This is a genomic window from Streptosporangiales bacterium, assembly GCA_009379955.1.
GTDB lineage: Bacteria > Actinomycetota > Actinomycetes > Streptosporangiales > WHST01 > WHST01.
Genome location: WHST01000028.1, coordinates 21194 through 40186, shown reverse-complemented (window position 1 = coordinate 40186; position 18993 = coordinate 21194). Strand labels below are relative to the sequence as shown.

At 70.7% G+C, this 18993-nt stretch carries 15 protein-coding genes; 8 read left to right on the top strand and 7 right to left on the bottom strand.

Translation table 11 applies throughout. The features are described from left to right. The first annotated feature begins 40 nt into the window (after window positions 1–40). Both GEV10_11105 and GEV10_11100 read left to right on the top strand, forming a co-directional pair. On the top strand, window positions 41–1051 hold the full coding sequence (locus GEV10_11105; protein MQA79005.1) for an ATP-binding cassette domain-containing protein: 1011 nt from the start codon (window positions 41–43) through the stop codon (window positions 1049–1051). Continuing rightward, window positions 1048–1800 carry an ABC transporter permease gene (locus tag GEV10_11100; protein MQA79004.1) on the top strand — a complete coding sequence of 251 codons (753 nt, stop codon included), beginning with the start codon at window positions 1048–1050 and terminating at the stop codon, window positions 1798–1800. Before GEV10_11105 ends, GEV10_11100 begins: the two co-directional genes overlap by 4 nt. Before the next feature lie 140 nt (window positions 1801–1940). Here the strand turns inward: GEV10_11100 and GEV10_11095 are convergent, their stop codons facing one another. From GEV10_11095 to GEV10_11085, 3 genes are all read right to left on the bottom strand, one after another. Beyond that, a complete protein-coding gene (locus GEV10_11095) occupies window positions 1941–3320 on the bottom strand; it encodes an amidohydrolase family protein (protein ID MQA79003.1) in 1380 nt (459 codons plus the stop codon). A 21-nt stretch (window positions 3321–3341) separates the two neighbouring features. Next, entirely contained in the window at window positions 3342–4766 is a 1425-nt protein-coding gene (locus GEV10_11090; GenBank protein MQA79002.1) for a hypothetical protein, read from the bottom strand. An 81-nt stretch (window positions 4767–4847) separates the two neighbouring features. After that, a complete protein-coding gene (locus GEV10_11085) occupies window positions 4848–7844 on the bottom strand; it encodes an alpha-mannosidase (GenBank protein ID MQA79001.1) in 2997 nt (998 codons plus the stop codon). 161 nt (window positions 7845–8005) lie between these two features. Here GEV10_11085 and GEV10_11080 point away from each other — a divergent pair, with 161 nt between their 5' ends. Beyond that, window positions 8006–8713 carry a 4'-phosphopantetheinyl transferase superfamily protein gene (locus GEV10_11080; GenBank protein ID MQA79000.1) on the top strand — a complete coding sequence of 236 codons (708 nt, stop codon included), beginning with the start codon at window positions 8006–8008 and terminating at the stop codon, window positions 8711–8713. A 13-nt stretch (window positions 8714–8726) separates the two neighbouring features. Here the strand turns inward: GEV10_11080 and GEV10_11075 are convergent, their stop codons facing one another. After that, a complete protein-coding gene (locus tag GEV10_11075; GenBank protein MQA78999.1) occupies window positions 8727–9353 on the bottom strand; it encodes a TetR family transcriptional regulator in 627 nt (208 codons plus the stop codon). 113 nt (window positions 9354–9466) lie between these two features. Between GEV10_11075 and GEV10_11070 the strand changes: the two genes are divergently transcribed. Together GEV10_11070 and GEV10_11065 are read left to right on the top strand one after the other, a co-directional pair. Then, window positions 9467–10132: a hypothetical protein gene (locus GEV10_11070; GenBank protein MQA78998.1), complete on the top strand. Its 666-nt coding sequence runs from the start codon at window positions 9467–9469 to the stop codon at window positions 10130–10132. 100 nt (window positions 10133–10232) lie between these two features. Further along, entirely contained in the window at window positions 10233–11381 is a 1149-nt protein-coding gene (locus tag GEV10_11065; protein MQA78997.1) for a cytochrome P450, read from the top strand. Between the two features lie 51 nt (window positions 11382–11432). On the opposite strand, the gene GEV10_11060 is transcribed toward GEV10_11065, so the two are convergent. Beyond that, a complete protein-coding gene (locus GEV10_11060; GenBank protein MQA78996.1) occupies window positions 11433–12494 on the bottom strand; it encodes a LacI family DNA-binding transcriptional regulator in 1062 nt (353 codons plus the stop codon). Window positions 12495–12607: 113 nt separating this feature from the next. On the opposite strand from GEV10_11060, the gene GEV10_11055 reads away from it, so the two are divergent. From GEV10_11055 to GEV10_11045, 3 genes are read left to right on the top strand one after another with little or no spacing between them, the layout of a single operon-like run. Further along, the gene (locus GEV10_11055) at window positions 12608–13969 is read left to right on the top strand and encodes an extracellular solute-binding protein (GenBank protein MQA78995.1); all 1362 of its coding nucleotides are present in this window, start codon (window positions 12608–12610) and stop codon (window positions 13967–13969) included. A 14-nt stretch (window positions 13970–13983) separates the two neighbouring features. Further along, on the top strand, window positions 13984–14922 hold the full coding sequence (locus GEV10_11050; GenBank protein MQA78994.1) for an ABC transporter permease subunit: 939 nt from the start codon (window positions 13984–13986) through the stop codon (window positions 14920–14922). Window position 14923: 1 nt separating this feature from the next. Then, complete coding sequence (locus GEV10_11045) at window positions 14924–15817, top strand: ABC transporter permease subunit (protein ID MQA78993.1); 894 nt, start codon at window positions 14924–14926, stop codon at window positions 15815–15817. Window positions 15818–15943: 126 nt separating this feature from the next. Here GEV10_11045 and GEV10_11040 read toward each other — a convergent pair whose 3' ends face one another. Together GEV10_11040 and GEV10_11035 are read right to left on the bottom strand one after the other, a co-directional pair. Beyond that, complete coding sequence (locus GEV10_11040) at window positions 15944–17389, bottom strand: sulfatase-like hydrolase/transferase (GenBank protein ID MQA78992.1); 1446 nt, start codon at window positions 17387–17389, stop codon at window positions 15944–15946. A 23-nt stretch (window positions 17390–17412) separates the two neighbouring features. Then, window positions 17413–18969 carry an extracellular solute-binding protein gene (locus tag GEV10_11035; GenBank protein ID MQA78991.1) on the bottom strand — a complete coding sequence of 519 codons (1557 nt, stop codon included), beginning with the start codon at window positions 18967–18969 and terminating at the stop codon, window positions 17413–17415. Between the last annotated feature and the right edge of the window lie 24 nt (window positions 18970–18993).

Below are 18993 nucleotides of genomic sequence, written 5' to 3'. Positions count from 1 at the left end.
GGCCGCTTTCGATCCTAGCGTGGTGCACCTGACGACGACGATGATCCGCACCCGCGGACTGACCAGGCACTTCACCGTGAAGAACCGCACCGTCGAGGCCGTCCGCGGCGTCGACCTGACCGTCGAACGAGGCGAGCTCGTGGCGTTGCTCGGCCCCAACGGCGCGGGCAAGTCGACCATGTTGCGGATGCTGACGACGCTCATCCCGCCGACGTCGGGCACGGCCGAGGTCACCGGTCACGACGTCGTCACCGGACAGGCGGCCGTCCGGCGGCGGATCGGCTACATCGGGCAGGGCAACGGCGCCGGCCACAGCCAGCGCGGGCGTGACGAGCTGATCAGCCAGGGCCGGTGCTACGGCATGCCCGTGCGCGCGGCGCGGGCGCGGGCCGCGGAGCTCATCGACTCCCTCGACCTCGGCTCGGTGGCCGACCGCACCGTGTCGTCGATGTCCGGCGGCCAGCGCAGGCGGCTCGACATCGCGATGGGCCTCATCCACTCTCCGGAACTGCTGTTCCTCGACGAGCCGTCCACCGGTCTCGACCCGCAGAACCGCGCGAACCTGCAGGAGCACCTCCGCGACCTGCGGGCGAGGCACGGCACCACCGTCGTCCTCACCACGCACTACCTCGACGAGGCCGACTCGATGGCCGAACGCGTGATCGTGATCGACCACGGCAGGCTGATCGCGGACGACACCCCATGGCGACTGAAGGCCGACCTCACCGGCGACCTGATCACCCTGCGCTTCTTCGAGGCGCACGACGCCGACCTCGCGGCCAAGGTCGTCGCCTCCGCAGCGCCGTTGGCGGCGGTCGAGCGTACGGACCGCACCCTGCGCATCCGCGTGCACGGCGGACCCGAGCTGCTGCCCAGACTGCTCCTCGACCTCCACGACGGAGGGCTCGCGGTGGCGAGCGCCGAGTCCGCGCGCCCGACCCTCGACGACGTCTTCCTCACCCTCACCGGCCGCAGCCTGCGCGAGGGCCGGGCACTGGACGGCACGGACGAGATCGACGCCCCGACCGACGAGCAGGAGATCGCTGCATGAGCACGCTTGCCACCGACACCGTCACCGTCTTCAGCCGCGAGCTGCGGCCCGTCCTGCGCGACCCGTTCTCGATCGTGTTCAGCCTGGTGCAGCCGCTGGTGTTCCTCACCCTGTTCGCGCCGCTGCTGCCCGACAACCCGGCCGGCACCGGCTCGACGCTGCAGTGGTTCGTCCCCGGCATCATCGTGATGTCGTGCCTGTTCGCCACGTCGATGACGGGGTCGAACCTCCTGTACGAGCTCAAGACCGGCTCGCACGAGCGCATGCTGGTCACCCCGTTGCGGCGACCGTCGCTGCTGATCGGGAGGGCACTGAAGGAGATCGTGCCGATGTTCGCCCAGGCGCTCATCATCGTCGCGGTCACGCTGCCGTTCGGCTTCCGCTTCAACGTGCTTGGCGCCGTCGTCGGCCTGGTGATCCTCGCGGCGTTCTGCGTCGGGCTCGGCGCGCTGTCGTACACGCTGGCCCTGGCGTCGAAGAACTCCGAGTGGCTGTTCTGGGCGGTGCAGCAGACGTTGCTGTTCCCGCTGCTGCTGCTCGCCGGCATGCTGCTCCCCGTCGACACCGGACCCGGCTGGCTGCAGACCCTGTCGCAGTTCAACCCGCTCACGTACGTCGTCGACGCCCAGCGCGCCCTCTTCGCCGGCGACATCGCGTCGACCACCGTCCTCGCCGGCCTGGCGTCCGCCGCCGGCGTCATGGCCCTGGGCCTGGCCGTGGGAACGCGCGCGATGCGCCGCGACAGCTGACCCGTCTCGGCGGGCATTCGAAAATGGGGCGGCGACCAGGCATCCCGTGAGCGGCACCCTCACCGTGCCCAGGCACGGTGAGGGTGCCCCTGACGGGTCCTGGCACGACCCCAGCGCACCCAACTCGCCGGTTGCGCCCACTACCACTTCCAGTCGTACGCGGCTTCCCCCGTCGCGGGGTCGGGGCTGCGTTCGCACAGCGAGCGTCGCGAGGCGACAGCGAGCTCGCGCGCCCTGTCGACGTCCCCGACCGGACGGCCGGCCCGCTTCACCAGCCGCCCGTCGACCATCACCACGTCGACGTCGCGGACGCTGGCGAAGCACACCACGGCCGCGACGGGGTCGTCGACGGCGGTGAGGTTGAGACCGGAGCGATCGATCACCACGAGATCGGCACGCTTGCCTGGCGTGAGGGAGCCGGTCCGGTCGGCGAGTCCGCACGCACGAGCGCCCGCGATCGTCGCGAACTCCAGCACGTCGCGGACGCCCAGGTGCCAGCTCTCCGGCCACCCGTCGTCGCTCGCCCGCGTCAGCCGCATGCGTTCCGCCGCCAAGGTCATCCGCATGACGGTGAACATGTCGGGACCGCACATCGCCGGTACGTCCGTCGAGAGGCTCGGCCGGACACCCGCTGCGACCAACCGACCGGTCGCCGGGGTGCCGTGCCCACAGTTCATCTCGATCTCCGGTGCGATCGACGACGTACCACCGGTCGCCGCCATCATCCGCAGCTCACCGTCGGTCAGCTGATTGCCGTGCACGTAGGTGGTGTCCGCACCCAGCAGCCCTGCCCGCTCCAGCTCGCCGAAGTCGTCGTGGTCAAGCCCGCTCCACCGACCGCGCCCGACGCCGTCGACGGTGATGCGGATCCCGAGCTCCCTGGCGAGGTGCCAGTCGTGGCGCAGGACGTCCGGCGTGACGTTGTGCGGCGGGCGCGCCCCCATCGCGAGGGTCAGCAGCCGATGCTCGTCGCCGAAATACCGATCGCGCACCCGACGGATGTCGGAGGGGTGCGGGAGCTCGCTCCTCTCGTACCACGCCTGCGCGTCCGCACCGTTGGGCGTGCCGTGCGCGAACACCGCGCGGACACCGGAGTCGAGGAGCGCCGCGACGGAGGCGTCCGCATGCTCGGGCGTGTTCATGATGTGAGCCCAGTCGACCAGGGTGGTGATGCCGCAGTCGAGCGCTTCGAGCGCTCCGAGCAGCGTGCCGGCGTAGACGTCCGCCGGCTCGTACGCCGGACCGAACCGGTGCCTGATCACCTTGCGGTACTGCGGCGCGGTGCAGTCCACGGCCAGGCCACGCAACTGGCTCTGCCAGGTGTGCCGGTGCGTGTCCACGAACCCGGGGATCACGATCTTCCCGACCGCATCGATGACGGTCGCGTTCGCCGAGTCGACGCCGCGACCCACCTGGCTGATACGTCCGTCCTCGACCAGCACGTCGCCTCCCGCGACGTCGCCGATCGCCGGGTCCATCGAGACGACGTCGCCCCCGGCGACCACGATCCGCTCGTTCACGGTGTCGACGGCGCCCACGCCCTAGCCCGCCAGCGCGTCGACGACGAAGTACAGCGTGAACCCGCCGTACAGCAGGACCGCCCACAGCACCGCGACGAGTCGCAGCCCGCGCAGCCGGATCGGCGCGTGCAGCTTCTTCCGGTTGAGCCTGATCAGCAGGATCGAGTACGTGCACATGACCGGACCATGGATCACGTTGGAGATCACCAGCAGGGTCAGCGGCTGCCCCAACCCGGCGAGCAGGATGACCGACCCGGCGGCGATGACGGTCCACACGACGAGGAGGTAGATCTTGCTCTCGGACCAGAACGCGCTCGTCGCCAGGTAATTGACCTTCAGGACGTCGGCCGTCAGCCGGCCGACCCATTCGAGCACGCCGAGCGTGCCGGCGAGCAACGCGATGCCGCCCGCCCACCAGAAGACGGTGCCCAGGTGTGGCAGCACGTCGTTGAGGATCCGGCCCTCCGCACTGATGAAGTCGAACCCGTCGCCGACGTCCCTCCCGTAGAGCACGGAGTAGGCGAGGATCGACCAGCCCGCGATCGACAGGATGCCCAGGGCGAAGAAGGCGACGAGCTGTTCCTTGTTCGCGACCCGCCACCAGCCCTTCCACCGCCGGAGGTTCTCCTCGGTCACGACGAAGTGCCTGCCCACGGCGGGACGGGCGACGTCCTGCCCGGTGAAGGGAGACACGATCCGCGGGATGTAGCGGCCCATGCCCATCCCCTTGTCGCGGACCCAGTTGCTCTGGATGAGGTTGCCGATGCCTCCCGCACCCGCGCTGGTGAGCGCGCCCAGCAGCACGGCGGCCGGCACGGTGTCGACGGGCAGTGAACCGACGCTGACGGTTCCGACGAGGGCATCACGCCACACGTCGCCGGTGGAGACGATCGCCAGCCCGACGACGAGGAAGACGAGCATGACGATGATCTTGGCGATAACGATCTTCTCGACCGTCCTGTAGATGACCGGCGACAGGCTCAGGGTGAGACCCAACCCGATCAGGCTCGCGATGGTGATCACGGTGACGTTGCCGCCCCCGATGGCGAAGCTGACCATGGTCGCCGCGCCGGTGGCCCACCCGGGCCAGGCGAACGTCACCACCCCCGCGAAGACGAAGAGCAGGCCCCACGGCTTCCACAACCGGGAGAACCCGATCACCGCGCTCTCCCCCGTCGCCAGCGTGTACCGGGTGATCTCCATGTTGAGGAAGTACTGCGTGCCGACGCCCAGCACCGCGCCCCACAGGAACTGCAGGCCGGCCTGGGTACCGAGGTACGGCCACAGGATGAGCTCCCCCGCCGCGACCGACACGCCCATCAGGACGGCGCTGGGTCCGAAGATCTGCCGGAGCCGCGCCGGTTCCGGCAGGTCGTCGTGGCCGACGACGCCCTGCTGGGCGGACGTGCGTCCGGCTCTCTCGTCGGGAGCATGCTGAGAGGTCATCCTCGACTCCTATCTGATGCACAATGCACGATACGGCGTCGCGTCGAGGAAAGACAAGAGTGCGAGGTCGTCAGCCCCGGATCACGCGGGGGACAGGCGCAGGGTCAGGATCTGGAACGGGCGCAGGCGTACGGTCGCCGAGTCGTCGGTCACTGCGTATGCAGGTGCGTCGGCGAGCGGGCGTTCGAGCAGGTCGGTCTCGGTGACCGAGGCCAGCGCGAAGCCCGTGGCCAGCGTCGTCACCGCGCGCCCGCCGAGCGACTCGTAGAGCCGCACGACGACGTCGCCCGACCTGTCGTCGGCCAGCTTCACCGCCTCGACGACGACGGCCGCGTCGCCGAGCGACACCAGTGGCGCGACGTCGCCCGCGCCCTCGACCACACGCGGCGGCAGGTTGACGCGGTAGCCCTCGCGGACGGCGTCGGCGACGCCGGCGCCGACCACCAGCGCGTGCCGGAAGCGGTGCACGCCCTGGTCGGTCTCCGGGTCGGGGAACCGCGGCGCGCGCAGCAGCGACGCCCGCACTGTCGTCGTCGTGCCGCCGTCCGGCCTCGTCGTGCGCGAGACGTCGTGGCCGTACGTCGCGTCGTTGACGAGCGCGACGCCGTACGAGGGCTCGCCGACGTGGACGAACCGGTGTGCGCAGATCTCGAACTTCGCGGCGTCCCAGCCGGTGTTGGTGTGCGTGTTGCGGAAGACGTGACCGAACTGCGTCTCCGCCGCCGACCGGTCGGCGTGCACGTCGAGCGGGAACGCGAGCTTGAGGAACTTCTCCCGCTCGTGCCAGTCGACCTCGGTCTCGATGTCGAGCCGCGCCTCCCCCGGCGCGAGACGCAGGACGGAGACGGCGCGCGAGGAGCCGAACGTCCGCTCGATGCGGATGCTGTCGCCGTCCGCGGTCACCTTCGCGTCGTGCACGAGGTCGGTCACGGTGTTGCGGTAGAACGCGTCGACGTCCCACGCGTCCCAGGCGTTCGGCAGGTCCGGGTGCAGCTGCAGCAGGTTGCCCACCGCCCCCGGCGAGAGCACCTCGCGGTCGGCGATGCGGTCGTGGATCGACGTCACGAGCCCGGCCGCGTCGACCTCCACCCGCAGGTGGCCGTCGACGAGCACGTAGCCGCCGTCCGCGGGGCGCACCTCCGCGGCCGGCGGCGCCGTCGCCGACGCCGCGCCCATCGCGGCCACGCCGTCGCGCGGATGCGGTGCCGCGTTGAACACCAGCGACTCCGTGCCCTCGCCCGCGAGCGAGCCGAGTGCAGAACCGATGACGCGCTCGAGCTCCGCGGCGACCTCACCGTAGGTGTCGCGCGCCTCGCGATTGACCCACGAGATCGACGAGCCGGGCAGGATGTCGTGGAACTGGTGCAGCAGCACGACCTTCCACAACCGGTCGAGCTGCTCGTACGGGTACGCGGCGCCGGTGCGTACGGCGGCGGTCGTGGCCCACAGCTCCGCCTCGCGCAACAGGTGCTCGCTGTGCCTGTTGCCGCGCTTCACCTGCGCCTGCGAGGTGTACGTGCCGCGGTGCAGCTCGAGGTACAGCTCACCGGACCAGACCGGCGCGCGGTCGGCGTACTCCTCCTCGGCCGCGGCGAAGAACGCCGACGGCGCCTCGACCACCACGCGCGGCGAGCCCTCGAGGTCGGCGGTGCGCCTGGCGCGCGCGAGCATCTCGCGGGTGGGACCGCCACCGCCGTCGCCGTAGCCGAACGGCACCAGCGAGCGCGTGGCATGGCCCTTGTCCTGGAAGTTGCGGACGGCGTGCGCGAGCTCGCGTCCCGACAGCTCGGCGTTGTAGGTGTCGATCGGCGGGAAGTGCGTGAAGATCCTCGTACCGTCGAGGCCCTCCCACCAGAACGTGTGGTGCGGGAACTTGTTGAACTGGCTCCAGGAGATCTTCTGCGTGAGGAACCAGCGCGAGCCGGACAGCGCGACCAGCTGCGGCATCCCCGCGGAGTAGCCGAACGAGTCGGGCAGCCAGACCTCCTCGGTCTCGATGCCGAACTCGTCGAGGTAGAAGCGCTTGCCGGTGACGAACTGCCGCGCCATCGCCTCGCCGCCCGGCATGTTGGTGTCGGACTCGACCCACATGCCGCCGACGGGCACGAAGCGCCCGTCCGCGACCTTGTCGCGGACCTTCGCGTACACCTCGGGACGGTGCTCCTTGATCCAGGCGAGTTGCTGCGCCTGCGACATGGCGAACACGAGATCGGGGTCGGAGTCCATCAGCGACACGACGTTCGCCGCGGTGCGCGCGACCTTGCGGACGGTCTCGCGCAGCGGCCACAACCACGCCGAGTCGATGTGCGCGTGCCCGACCGCGGAGAGCCGGTGCGCGCTCGCCTCGGCGGGCCTGGTGAGGACGGCGTCGAGCTCCTGCCGCGCGGCCTTCGCGGTGCCGGCCACGTCCCAGAGGTCGATGGCGTCGAGCGCCGCCTCGACGGCGCGCAGGATCTCCCAGCGCCGCGGGCTGTCCTGGCCCAGCTCGCGCATCAGCCCGTCGAGCACCTCGAGGTCGGACACGAGCTCCCACACCTGCTCGTCGAAGACGGCGAGGTCGGCGCGCGCGAGCCGGTAGAGCGGCTCGTCGCCCGCGGTGCCCGTGTCGCCCATCGGCGTGACCGGCCCGTCGATCGTCGGGTTCGCGGCCGCCTCGACGTAGTACTCGACCCGCTCGCCGCCGGCGACCGCGTCAGCGACGCGCACCCACGCGTTGCGCGGGTTGAGGCCCTTCACGACGTCGCCTTCACCGGTGTAGACGAGCCCTTCGCACTGGAAGCCGGTCCTGAAGATGTCGAACCCGAGGTCGACGACGGCCTCGACCTTCTGCCCCGCCCACCCCTGCGGCACCTCGCCGGTCAGCCGGAACCACGTCGTGCCCCACGGCGGTCCCCACCGGTCACCGGCGGACGCGGACTCGTACGGCGCGCCGAGTCCGTCCGCGACGGGAACGGGCTCGCCGGGCGCGTCCCACCGTTCCACCCGCATCGGTACGGAGGTCGCGTAGATCGCGGGACGGATGCGTTCACGCAGGACGCGGCCGAGCCGCTCCTCGACCAGGAACCGATCGTCGTGCACAGGTTGTCTCCTCCGCTCGTCCGGCACGGAGGCACGACGCTACCGGCCGGTCCCGCCCACGACCAGGCCCGCGCCACGGCCCCGAGGCGACCGTCGTAGATCACGGAAACGACACACCCAACATGATCATTTCCAGAAGGCCCGGCGGATAGTGTCGACGCGTGTCGGTCGTGGACGTGTGGGTGCTCGGCGTCGACGCCCTCGCCCGCGACGGCGTGCTCGCCGCGTACGACGGCCTGCTGTCGCCGGACGAGCGCGCACGGCGCGACGGCTTCCGGCACGACACCGACAGGCGCGCGTACGTCGCCGCGCACGGCCTCGTGCGGACGGCGCTGTCCCGCCGGTCCCCCGCCACCGCGCCGGCCGACTGGCTCTTCCGCACGACGTCCCACGGGCGTCCCGACGTCGACGGCGACGGACCTGCGGCGCGGCTGCGGTTCAACGTCGCGCACACCCGCGCGGCCGTCGCCTGCGTCGTCGCGGACACCGTCGACTGCGGCGTCGACGTCGAGGACGTCACCCGACCGGCGGACGTCGACCTGCTCGCGCGCGGCACCCTCACCCCGGACGAGCGGCGGGCGGTGACGACCGCACCCGCCCACGAGACGAACGTGGAGTTCTTCCGTCACTGGACGCTCAAGGAGGCGTACGCCAAGGCGCGCGGACTCGGCATGTCGGTGCCGTTCGACCGGTGCGGCTTCGCGCTCGACGGCGACGCGATCCGGCTCGTCCCGCACCCGTCGCTCGATGACGACGTGGCGGCGTGGCGGTTCGAGCAGTGGCGGCAGGGGACGGTGGTCGTCGCCGTCGCCGTCCGCGCCGAGGACGGCGACCCGCACGAGATCGTGCTGCACGGGGAACCGCCGTGACCTGGCGGCCGGCTCAGGGATCCTTGCGGGTGGCGCGGTCGAAGAGGTTCGCGTACTCGCGGCCGAACGTCGCGGCGTCGATGTCGTCACGGTAGGCGAGCACGCCGGGAACGCTGTCGATCGCGCGCCTGACGGCTATCGCCATGACGCGCACGTCGAAGTCGCCGAACTCGCCCTTCTCCTGGCCCTCGGTGAACATCTCCTCGAGCGGCTTCAGCAGCGGCTCGTCGGTGTGGACGCCGTACCGCAGCCCGCCGTCGTCGGTGCGCAGGTTCAGGGCGATCTCGCCGACCGCGATCGCCTCGTCGCGGTGGTCGCCGAGCCATTCGATGTTGGACTCGATGTACGCGCGCAGCCCTCCGCGCACGGTGTCGGCGGCCATGATGTGCGGTATGACGAACTCCGCGCCCTTGGTGTAGACGTGCACGATCGTCTGCTCGAGCAGCTCGTCCTTGCCGGCGAAGTGGTACGAGATGACGCCCTTGCTGATGTTCGCGCGCTTGGCGATCTGCGCCAGCGAGGCGTGGGCGTACCCGACCTCCGCCAGCGTCGTGATCGCGCACTCGATGATCTGCTTGCGGCGTGCCTCCTCGGTGAAGGTCCTCGTCCGCTCACCGCCGGCGGGATCTCCTGACCGCATGGCAAGAAATTAGCACGGGTAGTCAAACCCCGCCTAGGGTGGGCCTGGCCCCACCCCGAGAGGCGGGCTGGCCGGCTGTCACGGCGGCCCCGCACGCGCCTAGCGTCGTGGACATGACCTCCACCCTCGCACCTGCTACGCCGACCACCAGACTGCCCGGTCGCGTCCTGCACCAGTTGGGCGCGGACACCAGGTACCTGCTCGCCGGACTGCCCATCGCCACGGCCGCTTTCGTGGTACTCGTGACCGGCTTCGCCCTGAGCGCCGGTCTCCTCGCCATCGCCGTCGGGCTGCCCGTGCTCGGCGTCACGCTGCTCGCCGCCCGCGGGTTCGCGGACGTCGAACGGCACGGCCTCAGGGCCGTGTCCCGACGCCCCACGCCCCGGCCCGCGTACCGTGCCGCCGACCCGAGCCGCAACGTCTACCGCCGGGCGATCACGCCGCTGACCCAGGGACAGTCCTGGCTCGACATGCTGCACGGCATCGTCGGCTTCGTCGTCTCGATCGTCACCTTCACCCTTACGGTCGCCTGGTGGGCGTCCGCCGCCGGCGGCCTCACCTACGGGATCTGGGAGCGGTTCCTGCCCGGGGGCGGCAACGACGTCGTCGTCACCGCGGTTCTCGGCTCGTACTCGCACGCGGGCGAGATCGCGCTCTTCACCGCACTCGGCGCCGTCTTCGCGATCACGCTGGTGCCGATGATGCGCGGACTCGCCGGGATGCGCGCCGGCCTCTCCCGCGCCCTCCTGGTCGAGGTCGGGGAGAACGCCGCCGCCTGAGGTACCGCCGCCACCACTGCCGCGTGGACGCTTCGCTGTCGCTATGACGACAGCGAAGCGTCCACGCGGTTGTCAGGACCGGCCGGATAGCGTGGCGGGCATGACCGCACTCGGCGACGGCGTCACACTCGCCGATCTCGAGGGCGATCCGCATCCGGTGCTCGCACGGCTGCGGCGTGCCGAGCCTGTGGCGTGGCTGCCGGTGCTCGACGGATGGCTGGTCACCCGGCACGACCTCGCGGTACGCACGATGCGCGACGGGCGCACGTTCACCGTCGACGACCCGAGATTCTCGACCGCCAGGCTCGTCGGGCCCAGCATGCTGTCGCTCGACGGCAGGGAGCACGCGCGGCACCGCGCGCCGTTCCGGCGCCCGTTCCGTCCGGCCGAGGTGCGCGCCGGTTACGCCGACGTCGTCTCCGCCGAGGTCGACCGGCTCGTCTCGCGACTCGCTCCCGACGGCAGCGCCGAGCTGCGCCGCGGACTCGCCGGGCCGCTCGCGGTCACCGTCGTCGCGGCGATGCTCGGCATCGCCGACGCGGACGGCGACGCCGTGCTCGCGTGGTACGACGACATCGTCACGTCGGTCTCGGGGCTGAGCGCGGGTCGCGACCTCACGGAGGCGGGGCACCGTTCGTTCGCGAGCCTCCGCACGGGCATCGAGGCCACGGTCGACGACGACAGGGACACGCTGCTGCGCAGCGCGGCCGACGACCTCGCGCTGCCCGAGGTCGTCGCGAACGCCGCGGTGCTGATGTTCGGCGGCATCGAGACGACCGAGGGCATGATCGCCAACGCGCTCGTGCACCTGCTCACCCACCCCGAGCAGCGCGCCCTCGTCGACGCCGAACCCGCACTGCTGACGACCGCGATCGAGGAGTCGCTCCGGCTGGAACCCGCGGCGGCCACGGTCGACAGGTACGCGACGGCCGACGTCGAGCTCGGCGGCGCGTCCGTACGCCGCGGCGACCTCGTGACGGTCTCGATCACCGGCGCGAACCGCGACCCCGCCGTGTTCGCCGACCCGGACCGCTTCGACGTCCGCCGCGCGAACGTGCACCAGCACCTCGCGTTCGCGCACGGCGCGCACTTCTGCCTCGGCGCCGACCTCGCCCGACTGGAGGCCGAGGTCGCGCTCCGCGCCGCGCTCACCCGGCTCCCCGGACTGCGGCTGGACGACCAGGCGCCGCGACCGCACGGCCTGGTCTTCCGCAAGCCGGACGCCGTCCGCGTCCGCTGGGACACCTGAGCCGGCGTCACGTCCCGCGCGGCCGCGGAGTCGGACCCGTGAACGGCACCCTCACCGTGCCCTGACCCCGTCGGGGTGCCCCTCACGGGGCCGGTTTCCTCCCCCGCCTGCGGTGCTCTCCCGTATCTCGAGCCGGTACGGCGGAGTGAGCTTCTGCACCGGTATGTCGGCGCCGCCGAGCCTGGCGAGCAGCGTGTCGACGGCCAGCTCGGCGATGCGTGCCTTGTCCGGCGCGACGGTGGTGAGGGTCGGCGTCGTGTAGCGCCCCTCCTCGGTGCCGTCGAAGCCGACGACGGCGACGTCGTCGGGCACCCGGAGCCCGCGGCTGAGCAGGGTGCGCATCGCGCCGAACGCGAGCAGGTCGTTGTAGCAGAAGACGGCGTCGGGCGGCTCCGGCAGGTCGAGCAGGTGCGCCATCGCCGTCGCGCCGTCGGCCCGGTGGAAGTGCCGCGCGGCGACGACCAGGCTCGGATCGACGGTACGACCGGCGGCGGCGTGCGCCTCGCGGTAGCCGGCCGTGCGGTACTGCGCGGTCTCGCCGCTGAGGAACGGCTGGTCGCCGAGTGCGGCGACGCGTCGGCGTCCCACCTCGAAGAGATGGGTCGTCGCCGCCCGCGCGGCCGCGACGTTGTCGATGGCGATGTGGTCGAACGGTGCCGCGTCGATGTGCTCGCCGAGCAGCACCACGGGAGGCCCCGCCTCGTCGCGCCTGCGCAGGTCGTCGCCGGACAGTGCCAGCGGGCTGAAGATCAGCCCGTCGAACAGGTGGTCGCGACCCGAGGCGAGGACGAGCCGGCGTTCCTCGTCCGGGTCACCGTCGGTCTGGTCGACCACCACCGTGTAGTGCCGGCGCCGCGCGGTCTCGATGATCAGCCGGGTCAGCTCGGAGAAGTACGGCACGTCGAGCTCGGGGAGGACCAGCGCGATCATGCCCGAACGGCCGCGCCGCAGGTTGCGCGCCGCGAGGTTGGGCCGGTACCCGAGCTCGGTGAGCGACCGCTGCACCCGCTCCCTGGTGGCCGTGGCGACGTAGGGGAAGTCGTTGACGACGTTGGAGACCGTGCGCACGGAGACTCCCGCGTGCCGCGCCACGTCACGGAGCGTCACCGCCATCCCAGACCCCTTCCTGCCTCATCCTCGCACGGGACGATCCGGCGAGATTGACCCCTTGCGACGTTGTATGCATCGTTGCAAGCTTATCCCTACCCTGCGCGGAAGGACGCTCGATGAGCACAGACCCCCGCGGCCGGCAGAGCGGCCGGCCGGGCATCAGTCGGCGCAGCCTGTTGCGAGGGGCAGGACTGCTGACGCTCGGCGGACTCGGCGCCACCGCGTGCGGCTCTCCGCTGGTGACCGGGCTCACCGGCGCCGGCCCGGCGACACGGTCGCTCACCTACTGGAACCCGTTCGGCGGCGGCGACGGCGTCCGGATGATCGAGATGCAGGACGCCTACGTCAAGGCGCACCCCGAGATCGACCTCACCCCGGTCACCCTCACCTGGGGCGCGCCCTACTACACCAAGCTCTCGCTGGCCACGCTCGGCGACAGCCCGCCGGACATCGCGATCGCCCACCTCGACCGCTACCCGACGTTCGCCGAGGCCGACCTGCTCGAGCCGCTCGACACCGAGGTGCTCGCGCGCCACGGCATCACCGAGGACAAGTTCACGCCCGCGGCGTGGCAACAGTCCCATGTCGGCGACACCCTCTACGCGCTCCCGCTCGACACCCACCCGTGGGTGCTCTACTACCACAAGGACGTCTGCAAGAAGGCCGGCCTGCTCGACGCCGACGGCGCCCTGAAGAACCTCGACGGACGCGACGCGCTCGCCGACGCGATGGCGGCGGCCAAGAAGGTGACGGGGCAGTACGGCGGTGTGTCCGCGACCATCGCCGACCCGGCCACCTGCTGGCGGGAGTTCTCCACCCTGTACTGGCAGCTCGGCGGCAACGACATCCTCGCCGACGACGGCGCCCGCATCGTCCTCGACGACGACAAGGCCGTCCAGGCGCTCACCTACCAGGCCGAGCTCACGGTCGAGAAGAAGGTCATGCCCGACATCGACTACCCGGGCGCGATCACCGCGTTCTCCACGGGCAAGGCGGGCTTCTACTTCCAGGGTCCGTGGGAGGTCACCACGTTCCTGACCTCGAAGACGCCGTTCGGCATGACCACCTTCCCCCAGGTCTTCGACGAGTACGTGGTGTGGGCAGACTCGCACGCGTTCGTGCTGCCCAAGGACTCCTCGCGCGACCCACAGCGTCGCGACCTGATCCTGCAGTACGCGAAGTTCCTGCTCGAGAACAGCCTCACCTGGGCGCAGGGCGGCCACGTGCCCGCGTGGCTGCCGATCCAGGAGAGCAAGGAGTACCGCGAGCTCGATCCGCAGTCCAGTTACACGAGGGCCGCGTACGCCGCCCGCTACGACCCGCCCGCCTGGTACTCAGGCGCGGGCTCGAACTTCGAGAACGCGTTCGGCGACCCCGTGGCGGGACTGAAGGCCGGCCGACTGGAACCGGAGCAGGCCGTGCGGGCCATTCGGCGCAACCTGGCCGAGTTCGCCAACACTCCCCCGCCCGTCGGCTAGACCGGAGGACACCCATGGCGACCCAGATCGTCGTTGCACCGGTGCACGACGTCAGCACCGTTCCGTCCCGCGGCGAGCGCCGCGACTCTGGACCCGCATGGGGACTCCTGGCGCCGTTCACGGTGCTCTACGTCGCGTTCCTCATCGTGCCCACCGTCTACGGCCTCGTGATGAGCTTCTTCGACACGAGCCTGGTGCGTCCCGGGCTCTCCGGCTTCGCCGGGCTCGGGAACTACGGCGCCGTGCTCACCAGCGCCGACTTCTGGGCGTCGATGTGGCACACCGTGCTGTTCACCCTCCTCACCACGCCTCCGCTGGTCGTCATCGCCCTCGTTCTGGCGATCCTCACCGACCGGCTGCGCCGCGGACGCTGGTTCTTCCGGCTCGTGTTCTTCGCGCCGTTCGTCGTCCCGGTGTCGGTGGCCGGCCTCGTGTTCGCCTGGCTGTACGCCCCCGAGATCGGCCTGTACGGCACGTGGCTGACGGCGCTCGGCCTCCCCACCCCCGGCTGGCTGTCCGACCCGGCGTGGTCCGTCCCCGGCGTCGCCCTACTCACCGTGTGGTGGACGCTCGGCTTCAACTTCGTGCTCTACCTCGCCGGCCTGCAGGACATCCCCCGCGACGTCTACGAGGCCGCGTCCATCGACGGCGCGGGACCGTGGGCCAGGATGTGGCGGATCACGGTGCCGATGCTGCGCCGCACGACCGTGCTGATCCTGGTGCTGCAGATCGTGGCGTCGTTGAAGGTCTTCGGGCAGATCTACTCGCTGTTCAACGGTGCGTCCGGTCCGGACAACGCCGCCCGTCCCGTGCTGCAGTTCATCCTGGACACCGGGTTCACCGACTATCGCGCCGGTTACGGCGCCGCGGCGTCGATGGTCTACCTCGCGCTGGTCGTGCTCGTCGCGATCGTCTGGTTCCTCGTGTCCCGCCGCCTGACCAGGAGGGCGTGAGATGGCAGCCGTGACGTCCAGCACCGCGCGCAGCGCCGACGTGCCCGCCAAGGTCACGCAGTCCGACATCGACTGGCGCACGCGCTGGTTCAACGCCTTCTGCACCCTCGTCCTGCTGGTGTTCGCCGCGCTCTGGCTCATCCCGCTGCTGTGGGCGGGCGTCACGTCGTTGCGACCCGAGGCCGAGATCGCCGCCAACCCGAGCTCGTGGTGGACCGACAACTGGACGCTCGAGGCGTACCGCTCGATCTTCGCCATGGGCGACATGCAGAACTGGTACCTCAACAGCGCGGTGTCGTCGGCGATCGCGGCGTTCCTCACGGTCGTCGTGTGCTCGATGGCGGGCTTCGCGCTGTCGCAGACGAGGTTCGCCGGCCGGCGCGCGTTCATGGCGCTGCTCGTCGCAGGCCTCCTGCTGCCCAGCGAGGCGATCATCCTGCCGATGTTCCGCGAGTTCGAGGCGCTGGGACTGCTCAACACCTACTGGGCGCTGGTGCTGCCGATCGTGGCCTGCACCCCGATGGTGCTGGTCTTCTCGGTGTTCTTCTCCGGTCTGCCGAAGGAGCTCTCCGACTCCGCTCGAGCCGACGGCGCGGGCTGGTTCCGCATCTACCGGCAGATCTACCTGCCGCTGTCCAGGCCGATCATCTCGGCCGTGGCGATCTTCAGCTTCGTCACCAGCTGGAACAACTTCCTCTGGCCGCTGCTCGTCATGACCAACACCAAGATGATGACGATCCCCGTCGGTCTCGTCACGGTGCAGTCGAGCTTCGGCATCCGCTACGCGCAGCTGATGGCGTCGGCGGTGCTCGGCGCGCTCCCACTGCTGATCGTCTTCCTGGTCTTCCAGCGCCGCATCGTCGAGGGCGTCGCCACCACGGGCATCGACAAGTGACGAGGTCCGCCGCCGCGTAGGGCCGCCAGCGCCAAGACCGGGGACCCGTGAGGGGCACCCTCACCTTGCTATGACGCGGTGAGGGTGCCCCTCACGGGTGCGGGCGACCCCCCGCACGCGGCGAGGTCACGGGGCCGAGCCGGTCCAGTTGTGGGGCGCACGTCTGGGCGTGTACGCCGCCCGCGGGAGGTCGTCGCGGGTGCGGATCGACCAACGCAGCAGCTCGGCGGTGAGTGCGGCACGCACCTCGGTGAGCGACGCGTCGTCGTAACGGTTCGTCAGCTCGGCGGGGTCGGCGTCGAGGTCGTAGAGCTCGCCGCGTCCGCTCTCGTCCATCAGCAGCTTCCACCGGTCACGGCGCAGCATCACCGTCGTGCCTGACTGCGTCACGGTGTTGAGCTCGTCGAACGTCGGGCCGGCGTAGTCGAAGTGCAGCGGCGGACGTTCGTCGACGCCGTACGGGAGGCCGCCGAAGCCGCGCTCGGCGTAGATGCTCGCGAACTCCTCCGCCGGGTACGGCTCGCCGCGCAGCACCGGCCAGAGGCTGCGCCCCTGTACGCCCAACGGGATCTCGGCGCCGACGGCGTCGCAGACCGTCGGCAGGACGTCGACGAGCGAGACGAAGTCGCGGTCGTTCACGTCCGCGACCATGCCGGGTCCCGTCACCGCGAACGGGATGCGCATCAGGCACTCGGGCATGCCCGCGCCCTTGCGCTGCAGGCCGTAGTCGCCGACGTAGTCGCCGTGGTCGCTGACGAAGAGCACCACCGTGTTCTCGGCCCGCCCGCTCTCCATCAGCGCGGCGAAGAACCGGCGCAGCTGGTCGTCGATCAGCCGGAGCATGCCGCAGTAGTTCGCCCGGTAGCGTCGCCACCCGTCGTCGTAGCCGGGCCGCTTCTCCTCGACCAGCCTGCGCAGCCAGCGGCAGTCGCCACCCTTGCGCTCCGCGCCCTCCGGACCGGCGAGCCGGTCGGGCACGTCGGTCTCGGCGAACATGCCGAAGTACGGCTCCGGCACCTGGTACGGGTTGTGCGGCTCGGGGAACGACAGCCAGCCGAAGTACGGCCGGTCGTCCGGCGTGTGCGACAGCGAGTCGATCGCGCCGGACACGATGCGGTACGGCAGCTGGCACTCCAGCGGGAACGGCGTCGGTTCGTGCGCGACGCCGTGGTCGAGACCGGCGAGCCACTCCTCGAACCGCCGCTCCTCGCCGTGCGCCGCGCCGTCGGGCCCGCGTTCGTGCCAGTACGGCGCCGCGAACGCGTCGAAGTCACCGGCCTCCCGGTAGAAGTGCGTCTTGCCCGCGTACTGCAGCGAGTAGCCCGCGTCGCGCAGCACGTCGACGAGGTCGTCGCCGCGCAGCACGTGTCGCGCCGCACTGTTCTGCCGTACGCGGTGCGCGGTCGGGAAGCGTCCGGTGAGCAGGCTGCAGCGGGCCGGCACGCATGCGGGCGACGAGGTGTACGCACGGCGGAACCGCATGCCGGACGCCATCAGCCCGTCGAGGAACGGCATGGTGTCGAGGGCGAAGCCGTCGGCCGCGGTGAAGCCGGCACGGTGCTGGTCGGTCATGACCAGCACGATGTTCGGCAGCGTCACCGCTGGGCGTACATCTGCTTGGTGTAGTCCGCGCCCGGCTTCCAGTTGGGGAACGCGTAGTCGTCGAGCTCGACCTCGGCGCCCTTCTTCTTCGCCGCGGCGACGGCGCGCTCGCGCTCCTTGCTGCTCGCGTCGGAGAGCTTCTTCAACGCCCCGCGGACGTCAGTGATGTCACCGGTCAGCGCCCCCTGGGTGATATCACCGAGCGTCGGCGTGACGCGCTTGCCCTCGATCTCCACCTTCTGCACGTCGGGGTTGCCGATGATCGGTTCAGGCGCCGCGAACACCGACTCGCGGAACCAGCCGATCAGCTTCTTGTACGCCGGATGCGCGGACGACTTCTCGACCACCTCGATGTCACGGGGCGGCTGCGACATCGTGTTCGCGACCTGCACGGAGTACTCGGGCGTCGTGAAGTAGTCGCTCAGCAGGGCGTTGGCCGCCTCGACGTTCTTGGCGCCGGGCGAGAGCCAGTAGTCGCCGAGCTGCTGCCGGTGGTACAACGCGAGCGGCGAGCCGGCGTTTGGTCGCAGTATCGGGCCCACGCCGAGGGACTTGCCGAAGTCCGGCGTGTCCTTCAACGCGACGCCAGGGCACCACGGGCCGTCGAAGTAGTACGCGGACGCGCCTGCGGTCCAGCGGGCGCGCGCGACGTCGTCGATCCAGGAGTTCGCGCCGGGCACGACGAGCTTGTCCTTGCTCAGGGAGACGAGGAACTCGATCGCGTCGACATACTCGTCGGCGTGGAACGCGAATTCGCCCGTGCGGTACAACCTCCCTTCGTGGTAGCCCTCACCACCACCCTCGAAGCCCGCGGCCTGGGCGAGGTAGTCGACCTGTGCGGTCATCCGGTCCGGCATCCCGATGTTCCACACCCACCCGTAGGTGTTGTCCCCCGCCTTGTCCTGCACGGCCCGAGCCGCCGCGCGGAACTCGTCGTAGGTCTCCGGCGGAGCATCGGGGTCGAGACCGGCCTTCTCGACCAGCTTGGTGTTGAACCAGTTCACCGTGACGTACACCTGGTGGCTGAAGATGGGGAACGCGTACGTCTTGCCGTCGAAGACGTGTACGCCGTCGACCAGCGAGCCCTTCAGCCGCTCCGCCGCCTCGACCGACAGGTCGAGCGGCTGCGCCCATCCACCGTCGACCAGCGCCGCCGACTGCAGCAGCAGGCCGGCGTTGGAGTGGACGTCGGGGAGCTGGTCGCTCTGCTTGGCGAGCTGCAGCGCCTGCCCCATCTTCTGCGGGTTGTAGTACGTGTACTGGACCGGGACTCCGCCCTTCGCCTTCGCGAACTTCGTGAAGATCGCCTCCTTGGCCTGCTCCAGCTGGTTCTGGTGGTCCCACCAGGTGAGCGACCGCGAGGCGCCGCCACCACCGCCGCCACCGCCGCAGGCACCTGTCACCGCGGCGGCAGCCACGGCGCCGGACAGGGCGAGGAAGCGTCGCCTGGACATCGCGGTCATGGTCTCCGGCCTCCTGGGTAACCGAGGGTGAGCAACCACGGCGGGCCAGCGAATGCGACCTTGCCGCGCGGCAAGACCATCTTGCATCGATGCATGCCGCGCGGCAAGACT